The sequence below is a fragment of the Reichenbachiella sp. genome (genome assembly GCF_039941815.1).
Classification (GTDB): Bacteria; Bacteroidota; Bacteroidia; order Cytophagales; family Cyclobacteriaceae; genus Reichenbachiella.
The window spans coordinates 82,168-105,906 of record NZ_JBDVDW010000062.1; the positions used below are offsets into that span (position 1 = coordinate 82,168).

21 protein-coding genes are annotated in these 23,739 nt (G+C 41.0%); 9 read left to right on the forward strand and 12 right to left on the reverse strand.

Annotated elements, in window-relative coordinates; translation table 11 throughout:
- Positions 1-113 precede the first annotated feature (113 nt).
- The 7 genes from ABJF11_RS16125 to ABJF11_RS16155 all read right to left on the reverse strand — a co-directional run bounded on the left by ABJF11_RS16125 (position 114) and on the right by ABJF11_RS16155 (position 5,223).
- Entirely contained in the window at positions 114-932 is an 819-nt protein-coding gene (locus tag ABJF11_RS16125) for a methyltransferase domain-containing protein (protein WP_348121064.1), read from the reverse strand.
- Entirely contained in the window at positions 907-1,560 is a 654-nt protein-coding gene (locus ABJF11_RS16130) for a LytTR family DNA-binding domain-containing protein (protein WP_348121065.1), read from the reverse strand. Before ABJF11_RS16130 ends, ABJF11_RS16125 begins: the two co-directional genes overlap by 26 nt.
- Before the next feature lie 51 nt (positions 1,561-1,611).
- Positions 1,612-3,471 carry an ATP-binding protein gene (locus ABJF11_RS16135; protein WP_348121066.1) on the reverse strand — a complete coding sequence of 620 codons (1,860 nt, stop codon included), beginning with the start codon at positions 3,469-3,471 and terminating at the stop codon, positions 1,612-1,614.
- Positions 3,472-3,581: 110 nt separating this feature from the next.
- The gene (locus tag ABJF11_RS16140; RefSeq protein WP_348121068.1) at positions 3,582-3,794 is read right to left on the reverse strand and encodes a hypothetical protein; all 213 of its coding nucleotides are present in this window, start codon (positions 3,792-3,794) and stop codon (positions 3,582-3,584) included.
- 76 nt (positions 3,795-3,870) lie between these two features.
- Positions 3,871-4,245, reverse strand: a complete 375-nt coding sequence (locus ABJF11_RS16145) for a hypothetical protein (protein WP_348121069.1) — start codon at positions 4,243-4,245, stop codon at positions 3,871-3,873.
- The gene (locus ABJF11_RS16150) at positions 4,242-4,694 is read right to left on the reverse strand and encodes a hypothetical protein (protein ID WP_348121070.1); all 453 of its coding nucleotides are present in this window, start codon (positions 4,692-4,694) and stop codon (positions 4,242-4,244) included. Before ABJF11_RS16150 ends, ABJF11_RS16145 begins: the two co-directional genes overlap by 4 nt.
- A gap of 34 nt (positions 4,695-4,728) precedes the next feature.
- On the reverse strand, positions 4,729-5,223 hold the full coding sequence (locus ABJF11_RS16155; RefSeq protein ID WP_348121072.1) for a globin domain-containing protein: 495 nt from the start codon (positions 5,221-5,223) through the stop codon (positions 4,729-4,731).
- A gap of 297 nt (positions 5,224-5,520) precedes the next feature.
- On the opposite strand from ABJF11_RS16155, the gene ABJF11_RS16160 reads away from it, so the two are divergent.
- From ABJF11_RS16160 to ABJF11_RS16175, 4 genes are all read left to right on the forward strand, one after another.
- A complete protein-coding gene (locus tag ABJF11_RS16160) occupies positions 5,521-7,032 on the forward strand; it encodes a T9SS type A sorting domain-containing protein (protein ID WP_348121073.1) in 1,512 nt (503 codons plus the stop codon).
- Positions 7,033-7,218: 186 nt separating this feature from the next.
- Positions 7,219-7,677, forward strand: coding sequence for a (2Fe-2S)-binding protein (locus ABJF11_RS16165; protein WP_348121074.1), 459 nt, complete (start codon positions 7,219-7,221; stop codon positions 7,675-7,677).
- 48 nt (positions 7,678-7,725) lie between these two features.
- The gene (locus ABJF11_RS16170) at positions 7,726-9,909 is read left to right on the forward strand and encodes a molybdopterin cofactor-binding domain-containing protein (RefSeq protein WP_348121075.1); all 2,184 of its coding nucleotides are present in this window, start codon (positions 7,726-7,728) and stop codon (positions 9,907-9,909) included.
- 247 nt (positions 9,910-10,156) lie between these two features.
- Complete coding sequence (locus ABJF11_RS16175) at positions 10,157-11,041, forward strand: hypothetical protein (RefSeq protein WP_348121077.1); 885 nt, start codon at positions 10,157-10,159, stop codon at positions 11,039-11,041.
- A 281-nt stretch (positions 11,042-11,322) separates the two neighbouring features.
- On the opposite strand, the gene ABJF11_RS16180 is transcribed toward ABJF11_RS16175, so the two are convergent.
- From ABJF11_RS16180 to ABJF11_RS16195, 4 genes are all read right to left on the reverse strand, one after another.
- Positions 11,323-12,363: a hypothetical protein gene (locus ABJF11_RS16180; RefSeq protein ID WP_348121078.1), complete on the reverse strand. Its 1,041-nt coding sequence runs from the start codon at positions 12,361-12,363 to the stop codon at positions 11,323-11,325.
- A gap of 126 nt (positions 12,364-12,489) precedes the next feature.
- The gene (locus tag ABJF11_RS16185; protein WP_348121080.1) at positions 12,490-13,647 is read right to left on the reverse strand and encodes a helix-turn-helix domain-containing protein; all 1,158 of its coding nucleotides are present in this window, start codon (positions 13,645-13,647) and stop codon (positions 12,490-12,492) included.
- A gap of 152 nt (positions 13,648-13,799) precedes the next feature.
- Positions 13,800-14,864: an adenylate/guanylate cyclase domain-containing protein gene (locus ABJF11_RS16190; protein WP_348121081.1), complete on the reverse strand. Its 1,065-nt coding sequence runs from the start codon at positions 14,862-14,864 to the stop codon at positions 13,800-13,802.
- A 44-nt stretch (positions 14,865-14,908) separates the two neighbouring features.
- Entirely contained in the window at positions 14,909-17,248 is a 2,340-nt protein-coding gene (locus ABJF11_RS16195) for a carboxypeptidase-like regulatory domain-containing protein (RefSeq protein ID WP_348121082.1), read from the reverse strand.
- A gap of 424 nt (positions 17,249-17,672) precedes the next feature.
- Between ABJF11_RS16195 and ABJF11_RS16200 the strand changes: the two genes are divergently transcribed.
- Both ABJF11_RS16200 and ABJF11_RS16205 read left to right on the forward strand, forming a co-directional pair.
- Positions 17,673-18,209, forward strand: coding sequence for a sigma-70 family RNA polymerase sigma factor (locus tag ABJF11_RS16200; RefSeq protein ID WP_348121083.1), 537 nt, complete (start codon positions 17,673-17,675; stop codon positions 18,207-18,209).
- A complete protein-coding gene (locus ABJF11_RS16205) occupies positions 18,206-18,997 on the forward strand; it encodes an anti-sigma factor (protein WP_348121084.1) in 792 nt (263 codons plus the stop codon). The genes ABJF11_RS16200 and ABJF11_RS16205 overlap by 4 nt, the downstream gene beginning before the upstream one ends.
- 76 nt (positions 18,998-19,073) lie before the next feature.
- Here ABJF11_RS16205 and ABJF11_RS16210 read toward each other — a convergent pair whose 3' ends face one another.
- Entirely contained in the window at positions 19,074-19,700 is a 627-nt protein-coding gene (locus ABJF11_RS16210) for a carbonic anhydrase (RefSeq protein ID WP_348121085.1), read from the reverse strand.
- 336 nt (positions 19,701-20,036) lie between these two features.
- Here ABJF11_RS16210 and ABJF11_RS16215 point away from each other — a divergent pair, with 336 nt between their 5' ends.
- The 3 genes from ABJF11_RS16215 (at position 20,037) to ABJF11_RS16225 (ending at position 23,642) form a co-directional block, all read left to right on the forward strand.
- Positions 20,037-20,678, forward strand: a complete 642-nt coding sequence (locus tag ABJF11_RS16215) for a hypothetical protein (RefSeq protein ID WP_348121087.1) — start codon at positions 20,037-20,039, stop codon at positions 20,676-20,678.
- Positions 20,679-20,920: 242 nt separating this feature from the next.
- Positions 20,921-22,294, forward strand: a complete 1,374-nt coding sequence (locus tag ABJF11_RS16220; RefSeq protein WP_348121088.1) for a pitrilysin family protein — start codon at positions 20,921-20,923, stop codon at positions 22,292-22,294.
- A gap of 4 nt (positions 22,295-22,298) precedes the next feature.
- A complete protein-coding gene (locus tag ABJF11_RS16225) occupies positions 22,299-23,642 on the forward strand; it encodes a pitrilysin family protein (RefSeq protein ID WP_348121090.1) in 1,344 nt (447 codons plus the stop codon).
- The last annotated feature ends 97 nt before the right edge of the window (positions 23,643-23,739 follow it).

The window sequence follows — 23,739 nt, forward strand, 5'->3', positions numbered from 1 at the left end:
TTAGGAAGATAAGCAAAACTTAGTAAAAAGAAAACCAGAGAGCTTCTCTCTCTGGCTTTAAAGTAATAACCCAATCAGCGCAACCGGTTATTATTTTTAAATGTCAAATGATTTTACTTCTGTCCATAAAAATGTACTGCGGAGGTTTCCAAAACGGCACTTTCCGAATACATCGAATTAAGATCATTGATAATTTCCTCGTTGACCTTGCTGAGTTCTGATTGCCCAATCAAAGTGTCTACGGCTACCGGAGTCATTGAAGCATACAGATATGGCCAATATTCCTGCATTTCAGCAGTTAACGCATTCCATTTCACAATCCTCTCTACTACACCTTTGAGGCCAGCTACCCGTAGATATCTAGCCATCGGCACCTGGTCTACGGAGCAAAAAAGTTTGCTGGTAGATAAAGAAGGTTCGGTAATTCCTTGATGTCTTATAAGGCTTGCATGCAAATGCGACATCCAAAGATTGTGATCTGATGTGTTCCAAAGAGTAATCGACAGCCGACCAGAAGGCTTTAATACTCTTACCATTTCTGTGACGAGCAACTCTATATTTGAAAAATACATCAGTCCCAGTCTACTGGTAACAGCATCGAAGGTTTGATCCGCGAAGGGCAGTGTTGATGAAATCAGTCCACATGTATCCAGATTATATACCTGATGTGATTTCGCCCTTTCTTCTATGGCGCTGAGTTTTTGCTTAGAAAGATCTGCTATGATCACTCTACCTGTGGACAGTTTTCTAGCCAAATTCATGCTATGGTCTCCCGTTCCAGCACCTATATCAAGGATAACTTCTGATTCACGAGGCTTTAGATAGCCAACCATTTCTTCGGTGTGAGTATTTAAAAAACCAAAATCAGATTCTGATTCGACAGCAAACATCACCTCTTCTTTATTCTCAATATGATCTAAATGCTTTCTCATTATTTTCGTTTTGTTCATTCTTCTTTATTTCTACAACATGTCCATCCTGTTGAAACAGATCATTATTGTACTTATTCATCATTTCAAAGAAAAAGGTCTTTTTAGTCTTTGATATAGGAATCAACGAGTCGTCATTCATTTGAATCTGACCACCATCTAAATTGAGAAATTTATCAACATACATAAGGTTGATGAGGTGAGACTGATGTACACGGCAGAATAAATCAGATTCTATCTGCGCTTCAAAGAATTTAAGGTGCCTACTAATCAGCAGATTAGAATTTTGCATATACACCTTTGTATAGGCGCCTTGTGCTTCGAACCTTAGAATATTTCTACATTTCACAAAGGATATTCCATCTCGCTCATGGAGTTGAATCATTTGATCCGAGTTCCTTTCAAGCAGCTGATCCAGCTTATCAGCGAGCAGCTGCAGATGGTTAAGTTCACCTATTAACGACTTCAGATTAGATTTTGTCACTAGCGACGAATCATTCGCCTCGCTTGCTGCATGCGTTCTACCAACGCTAAAGTCATCCTTGAGTAGTTTATCCATGTTGTTTTTCAAGGGTAAGTCCTCGATATACACTTCCCTTGTGGGTATTGTTCTATTATTTTTCCATGTCATAGCTAGTATATTTTTGAATTAAAAAATGGTTAAAGCACTACTCGCTTTTAATCATGCTGGCATCGGATGTCTCTCGCGCAACCCCTGCAGCACTCTATCTGTGATTTGTTCTACATTTTCCAAATGACCCAGTATTGATGATTTATCAATGATTTTTTCGTTTTTCTGAATCTCTTTACTTTCCTCCATCAATTCTAAAAGCGGCACTATCTTTAGGTTGTTGAGACTTGCCACTATCTTGTGACGAATCTTACTTAGTTCTTCAAAATCCATGTTTTCAAACGAGTTGCGGTACTCAATTTTGAAATTCTCAAAGGCATCAGCAGACATGTCCACTACTCTGTAGAAAAAATCCTGATCTTCGCCCGCCAATCTATGGAAGTATGAAAAATCTAGTAAATCCTCTATTCTCTGATCCTCTTCTAGAGGCTCTGACTTTTTAAGTACAAGCGGAGTTGGTTCCGAAATGGTATAAGCTTTGGATTCAGAGCCTGGCTGTGCGGTGAGTTCAGTATCCAATTCACTCTTTAGCTCATGTTTCACCTCAGTACCACCATGTTTTAGCAATGATTTATAGAGTTCCGCTGGATTGATCGGCTTAGTAACTATATCTGTCATACCAGAGTCGTATACATCTTGTCTTATCTCTCCTACTGCAGCAGCAGTCAGAGCCACTATTGGAAGTTTTTGGTATTTAGGTCGTTTTAGCCTTCTGATTTCACTAGAGGCCGTAAATCCATCCATCACAGGCATCTGCAAATCCATAAGTACTAGATCGTATCTATCTGCAATGATCATATGAATGGCTTCCTTCCCATTCTCTGCCAGGTCTACCTCTACCCCCCAGTCGATGAGAAATTTTTCTACAACCAGCCTGTTGACGGCGATATCTTCTACCACCAATACCTTCATTCCAGCGATATCATCCTCATTGGGGCGTATACTGGAGGCATTTTCAATGATGATAGATTGTTCTGGAATCTGAAAGGGAAGACGAAACTTAAAAACTGACCCCACGCCTTCTTCACTTTCTACACTGATACATCCACCTTGCAGCTCTACAAGTTGCTTTGTAATCGTAAGTCCAAGTCCAGTACCTCCAAATTGTCTATTGACTCGTGAATCGGCCTGGCTAAAGTGATTGAAAATTTCTTTGATTTTATCTTCTGCAATCCCCACACCTGTATCTGAAACTTCTACTAAGATTTCTATTTGGTTTTCGCTGATCTCATTATAGTCAACGTCTACTCGAACGCAGCCCTTTTTGGTAAATTTTATCGCGTTGCTCAGCAGGTTATTCAAAATTTGTACAAGACGTGTGGGGTCTCCAATCAATAAACTTGGAGTACCCTCCTGTATGCGCAACACCAACTCATTATTCTGCTCGTGAGCCTTCATGATCAGTGATTCTTTGACTCCTTGAATGGAGTCCAGTACGTTGAATGGAGTAGATTCAAATTCAACCTTTCCTGCTTCTATTTTATTGAAATCCAACACATCATTGATTAGTGCCAGCAGTGTTTCGCCTGACCAACGCAAACTTTTGATATAGGTGAGCTGATCTTCTCGAGGAGATTGGTTCATAAGTATGTGTCCAATTCCGATAATTGCATTCAACGGCGTTCTTATCTCATGACTAATCATAGAAAGAAAATCGGCTTTGGCTTGCCCTGCTTGCTCCGCCAATTCTTTTTCTTGATTCAATTCAGAAATCATACTTCCGACATCGGTTTTCTTGACTTCAATTGATTTTTGAAGATTTTGAAGTGCTAGAAGGACTTCTCGTCTTGCCGAACTTGGCTCCTGTTCAATAATTTGTTGGTCGAGATAAAATTTGCATGTACCATCCTCAACACGGCTGGCCATCTCATTCAACTCACACACTACCAAATCTTTAAAATCTTCTGTCATAATTCTTGAAGTTTTATTAATAACTTTTCGAAAGTCAATATGACTTCCTTTTCATGAAGCTAGGTGTGGTTAAGTTGGTCATGATCTCGAGTTAAACTGCGATAGTCTATTCAGATCACCACATTTGTCATCTGCCGACCTCTCATTTCTTCGATATCTTTTAGGAAATCCGTTTTGTACATCTCAAGAACTGTAGTTAAGAAAAGTTTGAATTCCTTGTTTCCAAAACTCATCTCTCGATCAGGGTTCTCCAGCTTACTCAACTCGTATCCCAAATCCCTAAATTCAGGATAGAGTTTTAGCAGTATTCGCTGCCACGCCATGGGAGACAATCTTCTGGTGCACCAACTTTTAAGAAAAAAAATTTTAACCTTTACTTCTTTAGTATGATTCATTCTTCTATTTGGCCTTTCCGGTCTTCGTTAATAATTCTGAGAACCAGGTAATTGGCCTATTCATGGTATATGAAATTTTCATTCTACCTGTTACACGGTCTCGCCATTCTATTCTAAAGCCTTTGTGCTCAGGTCTCTTCTTCGTGAAGGTGCTGATCGACTCAGGAATTTCACATCCATAGACTTCCAGTAAGTACTTATTGAGAACATCAATATGATCTTCATCAAAGGCGGTTCTGTTACCAATATTTATTATCGAAACTTTCCTCTCGCATTGCAAGAGTTCGGGATACGACCGGGAAACTATAATGAGCCATCCAGCTTCCGAAACGGTGTCTACGCACCATTTTTTTACATTTAATGCATTTGGTTCTTTCATATTTGTACGAGTTGTAGTTTGATATCTACTTTTCCATTATTCAGTATTTCTAGAAGAATAGTAGTGAGTCTATACCAACAAATGGTTTGACGGTTGGTCCAATTTTCCTTGAAAGTAGTCTTAGCTGAAAGGATAAAAGCCTGAATCAGCTTTGTACTATCTGAGAATTTGATCCTCTTATGTGAGGCTCGAAAATCTTTAAAAATCTTTTTGATACCGGCGTCCGCAACAATCAAATTGTCCAAAGACGCAATTAGAAATCCAATACAGTATAGGGCTTTGTCAGCCTGCTTATATAACTCCTGTTGATCTGAAAAAGAAGGCACTAGAGAAGGATCAATGGCATGCAAATTATTGTAGAAATATGATGTCATTTCATGTATTCTTGGCGCCATCTCTTTCCAGGAATCTTTCAATATGGTAATTTCCTGTGGTGTAAGATCTTTCATGGTTTTCTTGATTAATGTCTAGTTAACTGTTGGATTACCTCCAAAATTTCCAGTTGAACACTTTCTTATTGGCTCCATTGATCATCATACCTGCTACAGCATTGATCAGTTTGTCCCAAGCGTCATGGTGAGATAAAGTCCAGGTGTCCTTCATATGAAATTCTATGGAAGAAATCAAAGCCACCTTTACCGGAGGGTAGTATTCTGGAAGTACTTTGAAATGACGGGCGTGTAATTTGCCCAAGTCCTCAACTGACTTTTTGATCGTATCCATTCGGTCAAGATTCGCCATCAGAAAACCCAACGTCATCATTAATTTTTCTGCTTGCTTATCCATATCGCCTGTGAATAGTTTTCTGTACTCAGGCTTATCGTCAAATAGGATCTGATAGAATTTTTTTGCTACTGTTATACCATTAGGAGCTATAGTTTCCCAACAGGATTTGATCATTGTTTTTTCTTGTGTTGTCATTTGCTTTTTTGTTTCAACTACAATTCCAAAAGTAAAATAGTCATATATGCCTGCCATATTTGTCGGGTGAACATCCGGTGAACATGCCTGGTGAAGAGGTAAGAATTAGGTAAACAAAAAATCAAATATTAGCTTTTCAGGCTCTAAAAGGCATTTCTGAAATAATATGGGTTTTATTTATTCGAAGCTGAATCAGCACAGAACCTGTCACAATTTCCTCGGGTAATGGTATTCGGAATATCAATAAAAATTGCACTTCTATCAAAAATAAGAGCCAACCTATAAAAGATTGGTCATGAAGATTATTGGTGGAAACTACCATTGCTGGTTTGATACTATAAAAAACAGCTAGAGATGGAAAAAATCATTACTTTTATTTTGCTCGTATGCCTGCCCATGACCATGGTGGGAGCCACCAGATACTGGGAAGGCGATATTGACTCCGACTGGAACAATGGTCTCAATTGGGATGGCAATACACTACCATCCACAGGAGACATTATCATCATTGATGTTGAAACCTATACCAATGCCCCAGTCATCAGTGCTGCCTCCTCCTTTTCTCCAGCGAGTATTACTGTTGGTGATACCAGCCCAGGCAGTGCTCCTGACAACCCCCAATTCACTATCAACGCAGATCTAACGGTGACAGGAAAAATCACAGCTGACAACGGAAGCCTGATGGAAATGACTGGCGGAGATATTTCTATCGGTCACGACCTCATCGCAGAAGGCGGAGCAGAAATCAAAATATCAACCACACTAACACAAACCACAAGTAGCGAAGATATTAGTATCGGCGATGGTGGAGCTAAAATAACTGTAGAAGCTGGCGCAGTCATCTCGGGATTCGATGACATTACTTTCATGGATACCACCAGTGACCAAGCAGCTTTCGTGCAGACGGGAGGTTCCGTAATTATTGATGATGATGTAAAAATGACGAGTGGTACGGGAGACCTCCTGCAAATCAGCGGAGGATATTTCGAAGTGGGTGACAATACACGGCTTGAATTTGATGGAAGCACCGTAGAGATTACGGGTACGGCTGTTGTTGTAATGGCCACTTTTAGACTAGGTGATTCTGGACCTAATACGCCCATCAATAATGCTAGTGTGACTATCGGAGGTGATGCCAATGTCACTATCAACGAGGTGGTTAGGTTATACGGAGGAGGCACTGGTTCAACTTTTGCAATCGAGGACAACGCCTATGTTGATGTCATTGCGAATATTGACAACCCTGAATTAATCAGTATAGCACCATCTGCCACTCTCCTTGAAGCTGGAGAGGATTTACCAGTGGAGTTGATATATTTTGAAGCTGAGCTCGTCGACAGAGCGATAGAGCTTAGGTGGTCCACCGCTTCAGAGATCGACAATGACTATTTTGAAGTTTATAGATCCAATCTACCAGATGGCGAATTCATTCTCATCGGTAAAGTTACCGGTGCCGGGCAAAGTAGTCAGGAACTCAAATATGAACTCTCAGATATGGACTGGACAGTTGGCACGAACTACTATCTGCTAAAACAATATGACTTTGATGGCGCGAGTGAATCGTTTCCAGTAATCTCATACAATACCACGGAAGTCATGAATCGTGAAATTTCCGTTTACCCTAATCACGTAACCAGTGGAGAGACGCTAAATATCTCTTTAGGAAATTTTGCATCAGACCTAACCAAACAAGGAATAGCGGTTAAAATAGTAAGTATAAGTGGCACTTTATCAAAACAGATAATTGCTGAAATTTCAACACAGCAGGTATCTGTTTCTACAGACGACTTGCCTGCAGGCATCTATATACTGACGTTGCAAAGCAGGCAATCCGTTTTCAATCGTCGAGTCCTAATTCAAGAATAAGAAGTACTGCAACTCTTTTCATGCTTGCTTTTATTGAGCCCTGCATTTCATCGTCCATATTTGGTCGTTGGGCCGTAGGGCTCTACTTTTTGACGGAGTCAGACGTATTTGCTTCGGCACAACCATCGCATCACCCTCAATCCTGTCTCTTGGTTTGCTGCCACAATTGAAGTAAATTCACATACTATGGCTCAATTCACATTAATAATAAATGAGGAAACACATCAAGTAGATGTGGCTCCCAACACCCCCATATTATGGGTACTTAGAGATCATGCCGGCCTCGTAGGCACCAAGTATGGCTGCGGCGTAGGGCAATGCGGCGCTTGTACAATCCACTTGGATGAAGTCGCCACTCGATCCTGTCTACTCCCCATATCGAGTGTTGGAGATCGTAAGATCACCACAATAGAAGGACTCTCAGAAGATGGCACACACCCGATTCAAAAAGCCTGGATTGAACATGACGTGGCACAGTGTGGCTACTGTCAGTCTGGACAAATGATGAATGCCGCTTCTCTGCTCAATCAGAAGTCTGCGCCGAATGACTCAGACATCGATGAAGCGATGAATGGCAACATTTGCCGATGTGGCACCTATGTTCGAATCAAAGCAGCCATTAAGACTGCCGCAAAAGAAGCATAACCACAATACTCCTTCAATACTCATTCCTCTCATGAAAATTTAATGACCATGACGCTAATCAAAACAAAATATAATCGACGTTCTTTTCTAAAAGTGAGTACCGCCGCTGGTGGTGGACTTGTCTTGGGATTTAGTTGGCTGGCCTCCTGCACTCCCACCGCTGAGCAGATCAAAAGCATGCCCGAGGACTGGTTTGATATCAATGCATTTCTCAAAATCGGTGACAATGGTATCGTTACCATCATGTCTCCTAATCCGGAGATTGGCCAAAATGTAAAAACCTCAATGCCGATGATAGTGGCCGAAGAGCTGGATGTCAACTGGAAAGATGTAGTAGTGGAGCAAGCAGGACTGGACACTCAAAAATATACACGACAGCTAGCTGGCGGAAGCCAATCCATCCGACAAGGATGGCAAAGCCTACGAATGGCAGGTGCAACTGCCAGACGAATGCTCTTGGAGGCAGCCGCTAAACAATGGAAGGTGCCCATGGACGAGCTTACCACAGAGGATGGAATTATTAATCATACTTCAGGAAAGAAAATCAGTTATGGCGAAATAGCCTCAGCCGCTGCTGGAATAGAAGTGCCGGAAGAAGTCAATCTCAAGGATACAAAGGATTTTAAAATCATTGGTACGCCAACCAAAAATGTAGATGGACCCAAGCTGATTAAAGGCGAGTCTTTATTTGGATTGGATTACAAACGTGATGGAATGCTTATCGCTATGATCATACATCCGCCTGCATTTGGAATGAAACTAAAATCTGTAGAGGACTCTGAGGCACGTCAGATGCCAGGAATCAAAGATATTATCACTATTAACTCACTACCTGAAGGCATAGAGAAGCAATGGTCCGATGTCAACGCATTCCCCAATTTGGTAGCTGTAGTTGGCTCCAGTACCTGGGAAGTGTTATCTGCCAAAAAAGCAGTTAAAGTAGAGTGGGAAAAAATAACAGAAGGCGAGGATAGTTCAGATCATAGATCAATGTTGGACGGCTGGGTAGGCGGCTCGGATGAAAAGGTGGCCAGAAAAGATGGGAGCCCTGATAAGGCATTTAAGAAGGCTGCAAAAGTAGTATCCCAGACCTATGGCGCTCCATTCTTAGCTCACAATACCATGGAACCGATGAACTTCTTCGCTCATGTGACGGCCGATCAAGCCGAGCTCGTAGGGCCGATTCAGACACCAGAGTATCTCAGCAAGACCGCATCACAAGTATTAGGCTTGCCCGAAGACAAAATTGCCATTATGATGACCCGGATGGGCGGAGGGTTTGGCAGAAGGCTATATGGAAATTTCGCTATAGAAGCAGCAGTCATTTCAAAGCAAATTCAGGCCCCAGTAAAACTGATCTACACCCGCGAAGATGACATGACCCAAGGCACCTATCGCCCGCCCTATCAGGTAAAATACGAAGCTGCCTTAGATGAAAACAACAACCTTACCGGCTTCAGAGTAAAAGGAGTCGGACTCAATGGAAGTCCTATCTTTGAAAACCGGTTTCCTGCAGGTGCAGTCGATCATTATCAAGCAGATGATCATAGACTGGAGTCTAACATCTCTACCGGCGCCTGGCGTGCTCCAGCATCCAATTTTATTGCTTTTGCAGAGCAATCCTTCCTGGACGAAGTGGCCGAAACCGTTGGAAAGGATCCAATTGATTTTAGGCTGGAATTATTCGAGAGAGCAATAGCCAAACCAGTAGGCGCTGACAACGACTATGACCCTGAAAGATATGCCGGGGTACTCAAGCTCGTAAAAGAGAAGTCGAAATGGGGCAGTGAAATTCCAGGTACTTCGCGTGGTGTATCTGCCTACTACTGTCACAATTCATATGTGGCTCAGGTGGTTGATATTAAAATGGAATCTGGCATACCTAGGATTCAAAAAGTTTGGTGTGCTATAGATTGCGGTATTGTAGTCAACCCCGAAGGTGCGCTAAATCAAGTCGAAGGAGGCATCATAGATGGTATCGGTCATGCGATGTACAGTGCCATGACTTTTAAAAATAGTCAGCCAGAGCAAAACAACTTTCATCAATACCGGCTAATCAGACATGAGGAGGCTCCGCTGGCTATAGAAACATTCTTCGTAGAAAATGGTATCGATCCAACAGGACTTGGAGAACCCTCCTTACCGCCTGTCGCAGCTGCTCTAGCCAATGCTATTTATTCCGCCACTGGCCAGCGAGTAAGACAGCAGCCTTTTGTTGAGAATATGGGCTAGACTCACTCTGGAAAAACTTCAATTATGCCTGATCCTCATTATGAAAATCTGATGAAGATACTGCCAGTTGCTAAAGCTGCGTGAAATAGGCATATCTGTTAGAATTCGTACATTATGGTCACTTTTCATAGGTATTCCACTTATGTAATACACTCGCATAAACCCTTAATTATTAGGAATTTACATGATATTGTTTGAATACCATTCTATTTAGTCACAGGTTTGTCTCATACCTAACAAAATTATTATGAGAAAAACTAACTTATTATTACTAAGCACATTTTTAGTCACTTCATTACCATGGTTGACGCAGGCACAAACCCTAAACTACCGATATGGATTGGCAGCACTAAACAATCAACAGTATGCCGAAGCCATAGAGAATTTCACCTATGTGCTGGAGCACGAAAAGTTCGAAATTGGAGGAGATGAACTGACGGATGTTTATGGCTACCTAGCCCAATCAAGCACAGTACTTTTAGTTGAGAAGCTCAACCCAAAAGAAATGTCGAGTATTGAGCAAAATCAGTCTTTGTTGCAAATGGCGCTGAAGCAAACGATCCGAACCCGGCATTATCCGAAATCAAGATCCTTGGTGAGAAAGTCTGAGAAAACACTGGTTTCGTTGGTAACAACCATGACTCATGCCATAGCAGACTCTCTACTCACGACCAACAAAAACTATCCCTGTAGCAGAGCAATCAACCTGTCAAATCTAGCCATTGAAATTCTTGACCAATACAGTGCAGATCGAATCCTGGAAGAAAAATGGGTGCTCTTTGATGTCCTTAGCTTATCACATTACTATCTTGGAAATAAAGAGGAGGCCCTAATCCATTTTCTGAAAGCCAGGTTAGAATTTAACCGACTTGAAACGCTTCAATTCAGTATGCTCCATCTGTCTAACTATGAGCTTATTGGATCTTATCTTTTTGATGAGAGGCAACATCTCAAAAAGTCAAAAGAGGTCTATACCGAGGCCAGCAGCTATGTCAAACGGTTAATCGCTAACTCTGCAGGCTCAATCCTGACCGCGGACATCGCGGAGCTCAACAGGCTGGATCGAGAGTTTTCAAAACGATTGTCCAGAATCAATGCAGAGTTGGACAAAAAACTGCTGGCAGACATTTAAATACTAAAGTTCTAACAAGTAAAATATCTATGATAAAGAAAGGGCCTGCTACTCCTTGCCCCCGTCTCTTCAGTCTAAAAAGTTAGAGGCAGGCCCTTCATTCATAAAACTGTTACATCCCTTTTACCACATAATGATGAAAATAGAGTGCGGCGGCTAGAAATAATAAAAGAATTAACCCTTCTATCAGTCGTCTACAAATCTTCATCCTATTCATAATTTCCAACTCTCTAGATATGACATCACCATTGTTGATGCCAGATTAAAATTGATGATTAGTATTAAAATCGGAAAGACATACCAGCATTGAAACCAAGCCACATGGTGGTTCTTCTTGAGTCGTTTTCTGACGAATAAATGGTCTTGGGTGTATTTAATGTTCCAAAAGATTCGCCAACCTTCACTTTTGTGAAATATGCGTTGAGCGAAGGCCCTGCTACTAATGACCATCTCGAAGTCAAATTATATCTGTAATTCAAATCAAGTCTCGTGAGAATGTTTTGTTCATCATCCCACACCTTATTCCATTGATCATCATAAACAATCGCACTGGCAGATAGATCAACACTTAGACTATGCTTATCCTTTAGATGAATCAAAGACCCAACTCCGAATCCGTAGCTGTATATTGAGTGCTCGTTGAACGAAGAGTATCCTACTTTGAATATGGTATAAAAGGTCTCGACTCCTATTTTGAAATTGAGGTTGGCATAGAGCGATTCTCCGCCTGTGGTCTCCAAGGCATAATACCCGTTTTTCACTACGCTGATAAGACCAATGGGCAGTGCTTCCTGGCCATCCGCCATGACATTAATTATACCCAGCTGAACCCCTTTGGCTCGCTTCGCATAATTAACAACCCCTAATTGCATCCCTTGCATTTCACCTTCCACGACATTCACAACAGACAACAGAAATCCTTTGGTCGGACCAATATTTACATTGGAGCATCCTGCCAATTGCACGCCTTCTACTTTCCCATTTGTATAGTTGGTCACTCCACCTAGTTGAAATCCACGGACTTCTCCGTGATTCACGTTTCCAACTCCCCCGAGTTCGAATCCATCAACACCACCATTAATTCCAATGATCATATTATAGGAAAAATTGTGAGAGAACGCTGTAGATGTGCCATTAGATCCAAGCGGGTATAAAAAAGACACTTGGGCTTTCTTCTTTTGATCCGATGTGGACTGTGCTGTCGCGAATGTGTTGAGTAAAATTAATGCCGCAATTGCCATACCTATGACAAGAACTATTTTTCTAACCTTGGGGTGAATATCAAACAAATGATGTCGGACTTGATTGTTATTAATTTGCATGTTCCTTTTTTTTGATTTGAGTCTATTTATAAAACAAATCACGCAGAAACTGCATCAAGAATCGACCATCCCTATAGGAATAGACACTCCCCTATGTATTGGGACTTAGCTAACAGTTTTTTTGGGCTAGGCAGCCTTCTTTCGAAGATATTCAGAGGGAGTATAGCCAGTCATTTTTTTGAAAATATTATTGAAGCTAGATTTGGAGTTGAAACCGCTATCGTATGCCACCGCGAGTAGTGTAAACTGTTCATGTTTGGACTCACTCATTAGACGCTTGACTTCCTCTACCCTATATTCATTTACAAAATCAAAGAAACTCTTACCAAGCTGTTCGTTGATGACTTGCGATAAATGATTGACAGAAATATCCAAGTATGCGGCCACCTCCTTTAGGCTTAACCTTCCATTGAGATAAGGTCTTTCCTGCTCCATATACTTTATTAGTCCATTTGCATACTCCTCTGATTCGGTCGGTTTTAATCCCGAATGTTTGTAGCGATCTGGGTTCACCTTTTCTAAACTCGATGGAGTTTTAACTTTGAGTTCCTGTACGGTATCTCCAGTTGTATTCATCGGGACATATATCGTTTGCTGCTTGATCCCAAAATATCCAAGGAAGAAGATGGCGATAGTTACTGACAAGTAGATAAGATGGTTTCCATAGTCTTCTGCAAATGAGAAGAAATCCATCATGTTGGAAATCAGTACAACAGCCCATACAAATCCCAAACCTAATAATACATTTTTGAGCCATTTTAAGTCTATTTCTTCTGTATAGGAGAAATTATTGGCAATATTCTTAATATGTATTCTCAGCTTTATCAATGACCAAATCACATAAATCGGTCCCAAATAGGAGTTGAGTATATCTGATACCGCCAACGCCAATGAGCCTTCAGCGACTAAAACATGGTAATATGCCAATTTCTCTTCTGCTCCTAGATAGTAGAAGTCAAATGCGAAATAGATAGTAAAGATTACAAAAGGCAGAGCGTGGATTAAATAGGCAGGTTTTAGTCGTCCACTTCTGCTGATCATCACCAATATGTATACGAACATAAATGGTCCTTGGAGCATAGGAAAGCACTGTCCAATACCTAGTAAAGACGGATGCCGAAGGCTAAAGCCAGTAATTAAGAAATAATAATCTAACAGATGTATACCCATGAAAGCCAACCAGGCTCCTAGGATATAATCGCCGTGTGATTTGTCTTCTTTTTTGAAGACCAGAAAGGAAAGAAAGAAAGCCTGTGATGTACCTAGTATAAAAATGACCTCCATGAATTACAGCAGCACTCCATTGGCCGCTCCATTAGATTTACTCAAAAGGCCCTACGATTGCAGGACATTAATAGATACTAATGTAAAGGTTTCCTTTTAAGATTGAAGTGGGTAATTCAAAATAAAAGATCAGAATCTATGACCAGCATTGTCTAATCATGATGTACACCATACAAGTTGACCACTTGAGATTTTCCTTTGAGCGTAAGTTCTCCTTGCTCAGCGATGTTCAAATCTGCTTGATCAGAGAGCGCCAAAACTTCAGCCGAGATTAAAAAAGTCTCATTGAGCTCATGGCACTTACCGATTATTCTAGAAGTCGTGTTGACCACATCGCCATGATAGACCAATTCTTTTTTTAGCTTGCCTACCTCTGTGACTACCACTTTCCCGACATGGGCACTTGCTTTAAACTTAGGTACGAATCCGTACTTCTCATGATACGAACTAGCCTTGTCAGCTATGATATCTTGGGCTTTGAAAAAACAATTCAGGAATTGACTGCTTTTATCACTGGCTGGCCAAACCACAGATATCTCATCTCCTACATACTGATAAATTTCCCCACCATATGAGTTGATTGCATCAGATAAATCATTGAAATACTCTTTGACAAAAGCACTGTATAACTCGTTGTCCATTTTTTCTGCGAGCATGGTGGATTCGTTCAAATCTATAAACATGAAAATTCGACGAACTTCGCGTGGCTTATGATATTGACCCAGTATCAGTCTCACCAAATTATTCAGCCCTATGATCTGCACCACCTGTGTGCTAAAGATGATCATAAAAACAAAAGCTAGAGAAAAAAAGAAATCACGTCGGAAATAGGCCCCCTTGAGATACCATAGTAGTGCCTCTAGGTACGCGATATCCTGATCAAAAGAGATTTCGATCGACAATACCATACTAAGAACTATGCTGATAAAAAATGAATAAAGAACGGTTCTAATGATTAAAACCTTGTAAAATGCTAGGCGTAAAAACAAGCTCTTCAACACAAACTCTTCCACAAACCCAAGTATGGTCCCAAGAAACACGCCAATAGTTATGGCCTCCATGTACTCCGCCAGATTATGCGGGTAAAACAGAAAATTGTAAGTGACACCATAGCCGATGGATAAAAAAATCATGACGAGAATATTCTGATACTTGGTCCTGGTATCTTGAAATCGTGCCTTCATAGTATCAGTAAAATAGCGGAATAAAATCACCATTCCAACCACCAAGATTGGCAGCCGGAATGGCTCAAATCAAAGATCTAAAATTCTATTTTGTAGCTCAGGTTTGGTATTGAAATTGCACTGGTTTTTTCTAACATAGCATGCTCTCTATAGTTGTACTCAAATCCATCATAATCAGGAGAACCCAACATGTTTTTCATTTGCAAAGACAACACCGTGGAGTATTTGGGCTTGTTTTTCCTATAGGATATCGTCATATCAATATTGTAGATAAAAGGCTCACTGACTGAATAAGCATCATTTTCATTAAGAATTTCTTCACGTGCTACCAAAGAGGCGGCTTCATCCAGTGGACTGCGCTTCTTACCTCCCATCAGTGTCAACCCTAAGTTTACACTCAACCACTTGTTGTCCGAAGCACCCAGCTGCCATTCTTTACCACCAAGTATGTTAAATGCGACATTTCTGTTGAACCTTGAATTTCTCCAAACATCATCGCCGCCCTTATATTTAGATTCAAATACTGATCCAGTAATCAGGTAATAAAAATGATTAGAGAAAAATCTTTCAAAAGTGACGTCCACGCCATAATTTCTGCCTGCACCATCGTTGACCAGCAGCTGATCAAAGAACCAATCCTGTTCAAAATTGAGCATGGAAAATGAACTATCTGCAATAACCGGCACGTCGTATAAATACTGAAAATAAGGCTCTATTTTTAGTCTCAGGTTTTCATTGATCGCCCAGTCATAGCTCAGCACCAAATGATGTGCTCTTCCTAGACTTAAATTCTGATTCGGTGTTTGACCATTGCTGTCACGCACAAAATAGATTTTCGAATCCTCCATCTGGCTGTGATTGCCATATCCGATGCTCAAAGATTTATACGGATTGAAATTCCATTTCATACTCGCTCTTGGCTCAAGAGTGACCTGATCATTCAATGCCAAATACTGGCTATGCACACCTCCTACTACTTCAAAAGACTCACTAAATCTGACTTTAGTTTGTGTGAAAGCCTGCCATCTTTGAGTGCTACCTTCGTTGAGAACCACATTTGTTAAAGGCTGCCCAGGCGAATCGGCTTCGTTGATATTGACATCGTAAAAATGTTGATTGAAGATGACTCCAGTCCGATTGGTCACTTTACTTGAGAACTTATGATTCAAAGTAGATGAAGCAGAATAGGTACCGGTCAGCGTTTGCACCCTAGATTTAGCATGCAATTCGGCTTGATCATCTAGCTGATCATAGTCCCAATATGCATCCTTCGCGGAAGCCACTATGCTCGTTTTGAGCATGGTGTTTTTGGATAAACTCACCTTATGCGTCAATCCGGTGGCTCCTACATTAAATCCGTATTCCTGATCGGTAAAATCCTCTTCGGTTTCCCATTCATCAGAATCCATAATTAGATCTTTTTTTGTTTTGCCGAAGTCGTTGCCCCCAACGCCCCAGAATGAAAATTCGCCAGCCTTAGTCGGAAAGTTTAGTTTGAAAGACAGGTCCTGATATTTGGTGGTATTAGCATCATCTGGTAACAAAGGATCGATTAACCCGAGCGTAGAATACCGATAGTTGAATAAGTAAGATGAATTCTTATTTTTGGACAACGGCCCCTCAGAAGCAAAATCGATCCCAAGTAAGCCGGCCTTAAAAGCATGCTCATATTCCTGATTATTTCCTCTTCTCAAATTCATATCGAAGATCCCTGAGAGTGCATTCCCATACTCTGACGGAAACGCCCCTGTCAGAAAATCTGAGTTGTCAAGCACCTGACTGCTCAATATGGTCACCAAACCGCCACCAGTAGTAGATGAACCTGCGAAGTGACTTGGATTGGGGATTTCTATCCCCTCTACTCTCCACTGCACTCCCTTTGGAGCATTGCCCCTTACAACAATAGCGTTTTGCCCAATCGAGGAGTTGGTAACTCCGGCAAAAGAGGTAGCCATTCTAGATGGGTCATCCAGTCCCGCTGCATATCGCTGAGTCTCTTCTACTGTAAAAACTCTTGCGCTCACGGCTGCCATTTCATTGAGCGGGATATCCTTCGCTTTTTCGGCCTCGATGACCACCTCGTCCAGTTTGAACAAGGACTCCTTCAATTTCACGTTTAAGAAGTTTGATTTTCCAGAGTGCACCAGCACATTTGGAATCGTGACAGGCTCGTAACCCACAAACGAAATGAAGATTGTGTACCTTCCAAGTGGGACATTCTTGATAGCGAAGTCACCGTCAACATTTGTAATACTGCCCAGCGCAGGTTCCGTTCCTATCAAGAGGATAGTAGCTCCAGGCAAGGTGATTTCAGACGTTTCGTCAATGACCTTACCTCTGATGGTTTGAGTTATTTCTTGCGACATTAGCGATGTGCTAAGTCCAATTGTGAGTAACAATGTGATTAAAGTTTTCATGTTCTTTGATTTGAGTATTGATTCATTTTTTATTTTAAAGCAAAGCAAGCCCTCAAATCAAAGTGCATCGACCATCCCTATAGGAATAGACATACCCCTATGAAATTGGACGTATAATTATATGATAATCAATGATTTAATAATATTTTAAGGAATGGATATAATCTTGCTTTTTTGTCACTTGAAGCAAAATATCTCAGTTTTTCATACCGTTCGATCTCAAGAATATCATAAATAAACCAAGACGTCATCCAACATACTTTGCCAGATTTTCCATGTATTGACCTTAGGTACTACTAAAAATCACCTATCGAGGTAAAGTCATCATGACTCCATTGACCCAATGGTTTGATCAACAATATGGCTATAGCAAGTTTTTTTATTATCTTTTCACCTAACAAACCAAACATCAAAGATTACCAATTTGCGAATTCAGGAATCGGAATTAGTGCGCCTACTCGTCAGTAAAGACGAGAAGGGTTTTGAGTATTTATACTCAAACTATTCCGCTGCTTTGTATGGTGTAATCTCCCGCGTGGTCACAGATCAGGATATAGCTGATGAATTGCTTCAGGATGCTTTTTTAAAGATATACAACAAGATAGATTCCTTCGATTCATCAAAAGGGAAATTGTTTACCTGGATGCTTAATCTCTCTCGTAATCTGGCCATAGATAAGCTTCGCTCAAAAGAAATGAGCCAAAGAAGAAAATCCGAGCAAGTAGGAGACTCCGTATATAAGCTTGATCGTGAAACTACTTCCTCACCAGAAAATGCTATTGGGGTCCGGGAATTACTAGATCAATTGGATGAGAATCAAAAGCAAGTGATGGAATTGGTATACTTTGGTGGATTTACACAGGCTGAGGCCGCTGAGGAACTAAGTTTACCGCTGGGAACCGTAAAAACCAGGGTTCGATCGGCATTAATCTATTTTAGAAAAACATTGGACGTCAGATGAATATCGAAGAATACATATCATCAGGCATTTTAGAGCAATACGCACTTGGCGAGCTGTCTCAGGCTGAAATGGCAGAAGTTCAAGAGCTAATTGAGGCTCACCCTCAAATCAAGGCTGAACTGGATCTGATAACGTCAACTCTGGAAACGCTGGCTTTGAAAACAGCTATAAACCCACCTACTCGATTAAAGAATGCTATTAAAGCCGAGCTCGACTTAGAAAAAGAAGCCAAAGAAATTCAATTACAACAAATCAAAAAGGAAAAATCGTTTAGTTACGCAGTAGCTGCGTCGATATCAGTGGCGATATTGGCTTCGGCACTGGCCTTCTTCTTCTACGGTCAATGGCGGTCAGCTGAGAATCAACTTGAGGTCTTAATTGCCCAAAATCAAGAGGTGGCTGACAATTATGAGTTTGTAAACCAACAGCTAAAAAATCTAGAAAATGATGTAGATGTTTTAGCCAACCCTGCCTATACTCGAGTAGCAATGAGTGGTACAGATAATTCGCCCGAATCATTAGCCACTGTTTATTGGAATGCCAATACAGAAGAAGTTTATCTCAAAATTCAAAACCTTAGGACCCTAAGCCAGTCAGAACAATATCAGCTATGGGCAATTGTAGATGGGGTACCGGTAGATATGGGTGTATTCGATAGCGAATCCAATTTGCTAAAAATGAAGTCTGTGGGTTCTGCAGCAGCATTTGCTGTCACTATTGAGCCTAGGGGTGGAAGCGAAAATCCAAGTCTGCAAACTATGCAAGTACTAGGGACAACTGAGGTCTAAGTCAAAAAAAATGTGGGAAGAGGAAATAAGATGGCAACCGATCACCCGGAAACCATCTTATCTGGAATACCTAAAGCTATTTTAGTCGGTAGATTTCCATCACATCTTCTAATACTTTCGCGAAGTCAATCTTAAGGTCGATGAGTTTGCCAGAGTGAATATCAAAGACCCATCCGTGTACTGTAATATTTCTTTCTTTATACGCCTGCTGTACTTCTGCAGTCTTGATTACATTGATGCATTGCTCCTGAACATTGAGTTCTACCAAACGATTATATCGCTCTTCCTCATCTGATATGGCGCTGAGTTCATCTTTGTGGATGCGATAAACATCTCTGATATTTCGCAACCAGGGATTCAATATTCCCAGGTCCTGAGATTGCATGGCCGCTTTGACTCCTCCACAGAAATAATGTCCACAGACCACCACATGATCCACTTTGAGGTGAGCTACCGCATAATCGATAACTGACATGGCACTCAAATCAGTATTAGGTACCATATTGGCAATATTTCTATGCACGAAAACGTCACCAGGAGCAACTCCCATCAATTCTTCTGCTGTGACCCTACTGTCAGCACAACCAATATATAAAATAGTTGGGTTTTGACCTTTGGATAGATTTTCAAAATAATTTGCATCTACCTTCAGCTTATTTTGAACCCATTCTTGGTTGTTTTCGAAAATTTTCTGTATTTCCACTTTTTGAGATTTTAGAGTTTTCTTAATTATTAGTTATTACCTGCACTTTCTCCGCACAAGTTGCCGAACACCAGCAGCAAACCACAATTTAGTATAAACATTTTAAAAGTTCACGCTGATCAACACTGGGAGAAATAACGGTAGTCATTTTTCGCCAGTTTAAAATCCCAGGCCAATTATTGTAGTCTAAGTAATTCACATAGATCAAAGTTTGGTATTTCTACCTATTGAAAAAATAATTTATGACAACTAATTTTATTATGAATTTGATTTTTCAAATTCAATATTGATCTTTTTAATCCAGCTTTTTAATTACCCTAACCCAACCGCCGCGGCATGGATGCACTACTTCAACAACTCTTAAGAGAGCTTACAGGTGTGGATCCTGCTGCTGCAGCCCGGCTTAGGGAAATCCTTGGTTCTAACCTTACCCCCATTGCTCTGCTTCGTGCCCTCTATGCTCTAATTATGGAGGGAGCCATAGATCGTCATTTGCTAATGAGGCTCTTGCATATTTACGCACGTGCTGGAGTACTTGATGCGGAAATGATCGCTATAGCCGTAGCAGAAGCTGAAGCCGACCTGGCTGCACAAGCCGCACCTGCCGTAGCCAGGACACCTTGGTGGAAAATCGCCGTTCGTGGTGGCGTAATAACCATTCTCATTTACTTATTAGGAGCTGCTTTTATGGATAGTCAGGTGGAACTTACTGATGAACCCGCTGGAAACGGATCGTGTGCTGAATCTGCCGTGCCCGTATCGATAGAGGCTGACGAATCATCCTATGGACCCAAATCAGCGCTCGAAGATGCAAAAGCTGAAATTAAGAAGAAATGTGCCGTCGCTACAGTCAATTGTACAGATGATGAATGTAAGACCTGTGACAAAGATGCCTTCGTTACCTTTAGTGATATAAAATCTCGACTTTTTTGGTATACTGCGGTGATGAAAGCTGATTGTCGCTGCTGGTGCAAATAAAGTCATCAAAAATTCAATTTGATAAATGACCTTGAACCGGCATAGCCTAGTATTTAGAGTATTCAGAATTAATCTATTCTTGAAAGTGCACTGCAGTCTAGAACTTTTTTGACTAGTACGACATCATTTCTTTATAGCGCTGGTTCGAGTTTTCAAATCATAAATATTCCTTCTGTGTATTTATTATTCGTATTTTTCCACTTACTTATTAGATTATTACTTAATTAATAATTCAAGAACTCATGAATAAACTTAAACTTTTAACAATTGGACTCTTTTTCGCTTCAGTACCACTGGTAGCGCAAGACAGCCTCCCTAATAATTTTTTCTTAGAGAAACTAGACAATGGCTTAGAAGTCCTTACTATTGAGGACAACACTGTACCACTGGCTACCATTGAAATCACCGTCCGGAACGGAGGGTATACCGAATCACCCGAATTCGATGGACTATCTCACCTTTATGAGCATATGTTTTTTAAAGCCAACAAGGACTTGCCTTCTCAAGAAGCCTTTTTGGAACGAACCAAAGAGCTCGGGATCGTTTTTAATGGAACTACTTCTGGCGAACGGGTAAACTACTTTGTCACCCTGAGCAATAGAAAGCTTCAGGAAGGCATGGAATTTATGAATTCAGCCATTCGATATCCACTTTTCGATGAGCAGGAAATGAAAAATGAAAATCCGGTAGTCGATGGAGAGTTTCAGCGAGCAGAATCCAATCCAGTTTTTTTCTTATTCCAAGATAGTGATAAGCATATGTGGGGTGATCTCTACAGCCGCAAAAATGTAATCGGTGATCACGATGTCATCCTGAGTGCCACTACAGAAAAAATGAAAACCGTCCAGGGTAAATACTACCACCCAAACAACTCGATATTGGTGGTAGCTGGTGATGTAGATCACAACGACGTACTGACCAAAGCAAAAGCAGTGTTTGGAGATTGGAAACCTTCTGATTTTGACCCGTTCGAAAAATATCCGATCCCAGAATTTGAGCCACTTAAAGAATCGAAATATTTCATCACTGAAAATGAAAACGCAAAAACGCCTATAGCATTGATTCGATATCATGGGCCGGATACCCGAAATGATATACCCGCCACCTATGCCGCAGACGTATTTAGCTTTATCCTTTCACAGCAATCTTCAAAACTTCAGCAAAACCTGATAGAAAGTGGGCTTGCCATGAACGTGAATGTGGGTTATTCCACCAATAAATACGTAGGCCCAATTCATCTATTTATGGTCCCAAATCCTGAAAAGGTAACAGAGGCCTTCGAGGCTCTCGAAGCTGAAATCGCACAATGGGACTCTGACGATTATTTTACGGACGAACAAATGGAAACTGCTAAAAACATGCTGGCCATCCAAGATGCATATAGCAAAGAGAAAACGTCACAATTCATCCATACCGTAACGTATTGGTGGTCCTCGGCAAGTATTGACTACTATACTAACTACGTGGAAAATTTGAACAAGGTCACTCGAGAGGATATACAAAAATTCGTCCGTACCTATATCAAAAACAAGCCCAATACTACTGGCTTATTGCTCTCTCCCGCCATGAAAGACGCCATGGAAATCAACTCTCTACAAGCCTATCTAAACAAATAGAATCATGAAGAAAATAGTAAAAAAGAATATCCTACTAGTCGCCCTTCTGATTTGGGTTAGCATTTCATTTGGACAGACTCAGCAATTCGAAGTAGATGGTTTGCAGGTGATCTATAAGAACGTGCCTAAAGAAATTGTGAGTGCAAGACTGTTTATCAAAGGTGGTACAGCCAATTATTCGTTGGAGCAAAGCGGAATCGAAGATTTTGCACTTCAGCTCGCCGTCACCGGTGGAACAAAAAACAAAAGCAAGCTTGAATTTACTACATCACTAGAGCAAATGAGTACGACAATTGCCGCAGGTACGAACTATGACTATGGGCAGATCAATATGCGATGTGTAAAGCAGAATTGGGATGCGTCATGGGATCTATTTGTTGATGCCATACTAAATCCAGCTTTCGAAGAGCAGCAATACGCGTTGCTAAAAGATCAGCTGATAGCCACAGCCAAGCAGAATGAATCTGATCCAGATCAAAGCTTGATCCAGGCTGCAATGGCAAACGTATTTAAGGGCCAGAATTATGAGAAAAACCCCAACGGAACAGAGCAAACGCTAGACGCACTGAGTCTGGATCAGCTTATTAATTATTACAATAAAGTGATGGGGAAAGAAAGAAGTTTTCTTGTTGTAGTAGGTGATATTGACGTCGATGATCTAAAAAAGAAGGTAGCTGGATCATTGGCCAAACTTCCTAAGGGTACGATGCCTCCGGAAGAGAGTCGAAATATGCTGAGTGAAGTATCAAACAAAATAAACGATCGCGACATAGCTACTAACTATATAGCTGGTGTAATGAGTGCACCCAAACTGACGTCTAAGGACGGCACGGCCATGATGATAGCAATGAGTATTTTGAGCGAACGATATTTCCTGGAACTCAGAACCAAAAGAAGCCTGTCTTATGCACCGTACTCTTACTATGACAATAGCAAAATTACCAATCCTTACAACTGGATTTATATCTCTACCACCGATCCGAAGCAGTCCATTCAGGTAATGGTAGATGAGATCTCCAAGCTCAAGAAGGAAGGCTTCAGCGAGAAAGAGCTCGTAAACAAAAAACAAAAGTACCTTACTCAGTTCTATATGGGACAGGAAACACTCAGCTCACAGTCACAAAGTCTCGGCACCAACGAGCTCAAGGGAGGCTGGGAAATGTCTGAAGACTTCACCGAAAGGGTAAATGCGGTCACTCTTGAAGATATCAATCGCGTGATAGACAAATATTCAGATGTGATCAGTTGGACCTACCTGGGCAAGGCAGACATGATCGACGAAGAGGATTTTGTACAGCCCGGCAAGGTGCCAGAAAGCGTAGAGGTGGACTCAGAAACCAAAAATTAATTTTAATATTGCTGCACACTGGACGGTCGTCAATATTGTCCAGTGTACAGCACTTATTTTTATCTTATCTGCTTTTCTAATAGCCTGGCTTCTTATA

Excerpts from the sequence above, each read along its gene's own strand:
- ABJF11_RS16145 (WP_348121069.1), bottom strand. The coding sequence starts at position 4,245 with ATGAAAGAACCAAATGCATTAAATGTAAAAAAATGGTGCGTAGACACC.
- ABJF11_RS16165 (WP_348121074.1), top strand. The coding sequence starts at position 7,219 with ATGGCTCAATTCACATTAATAATAAATGAGGAAACACATCAAGTAGAT.
- ABJF11_RS16205 (WP_348121084.1), top strand. The coding sequence starts at position 18,206 with ATGAATATCGAAGAATACATATCATCAGGCATTTTAGAGCAATACGCA.
- ABJF11_RS16125 (WP_348121064.1), bottom strand. The coding sequence starts at position 932 with ATGAGAAAGCATTTAGATCATATTGAGAATAAAGAAGAGGTGATGTTT.
- ABJF11_RS16180 (WP_348121078.1), bottom strand. The coding sequence starts at position 12,363 with ATGCAAATTAATAACAATCAAGTCCGACATCATTTGTTTGATATTCAC.
- ABJF11_RS16225 (WP_348121090.1), top strand. The coding sequence starts at position 22,299 with ATGAAGAAAATAGTAAAAAAGAATATCCTACTAGTCGCCCTTCTGATT.
- ABJF11_RS16170 (WP_348121075.1), top strand. The coding sequence starts at position 7,726 with ATGACGCTAATCAAAACAAAATATAATCGACGTTCTTTTCTAAAAGTG.
- ABJF11_RS16155 (WP_348121072.1), bottom strand. The coding sequence starts at position 5,223 with ATGGCAGGCATATATGACTATTTTACTTTTGGAATTGTAGTTGAAACA.
- ABJF11_RS16175 (WP_348121077.1), top strand. The coding sequence starts at position 10,157 with ATGAGAAAAACTAACTTATTATTACTAAGCACATTTTTAGTCACTTCA.
- ABJF11_RS16190 (WP_348121081.1), bottom strand. The coding sequence starts at position 14,864 with ATGGTGATTTTATTCCGCTATTTTACTGATACTATGAAGGCACGATTT.
- ABJF11_RS16150 (WP_348121070.1), bottom strand. The coding sequence starts at position 4,694 with ATGAAAGATCTTACACCACAGGAAATTACCATATTGAAAGATTCCTGG.
- ABJF11_RS16140 (WP_348121068.1), bottom strand. The coding sequence starts at position 3,794 with ATGGCGTGGCAGCGAATACTGCTAAAACTCTATCCTGAATTTAGGGAT.
- ABJF11_RS16215 (WP_348121087.1), top strand. The coding sequence starts at position 20,037 with ATGGATGCACTACTTCAACAACTCTTAAGAGAGCTTACAGGTGTGGAT.
- ABJF11_RS16220 (WP_348121088.1), top strand. The coding sequence starts at position 20,921 with ATGAATAAACTTAAACTTTTAACAATTGGACTCTTTTTCGCTTCAGTA.
- ABJF11_RS16130 (WP_348121065.1), bottom strand. The coding sequence starts at position 1,560 with ATGACATGGAAAAATAATAGAACAATACCCACAAGGGAAGTGTATATC.
- ABJF11_RS16160 (WP_348121073.1), top strand. The coding sequence starts at position 5,521 with ATGGAAAAAATCATTACTTTTATTTTGCTCGTATGCCTGCCCATGACC.
- ABJF11_RS16195 (WP_348121082.1), bottom strand. The coding sequence starts at position 17,248 with ATGAAAACTTTAATCACATTGTTACTCACAATTGGACTTAGCACATCG.
- ABJF11_RS16185 (WP_348121080.1), bottom strand. The coding sequence starts at position 13,647 with ATGGAGGTCATTTTTATACTAGGTACATCACAGGCTTTCTTTCTTTCC.
- ABJF11_RS16135 (WP_348121066.1), bottom strand. The coding sequence starts at position 3,471 with ATGACAGAAGATTTTAAAGATTTGGTAGTGTGTGAGTTGAATGAGATG.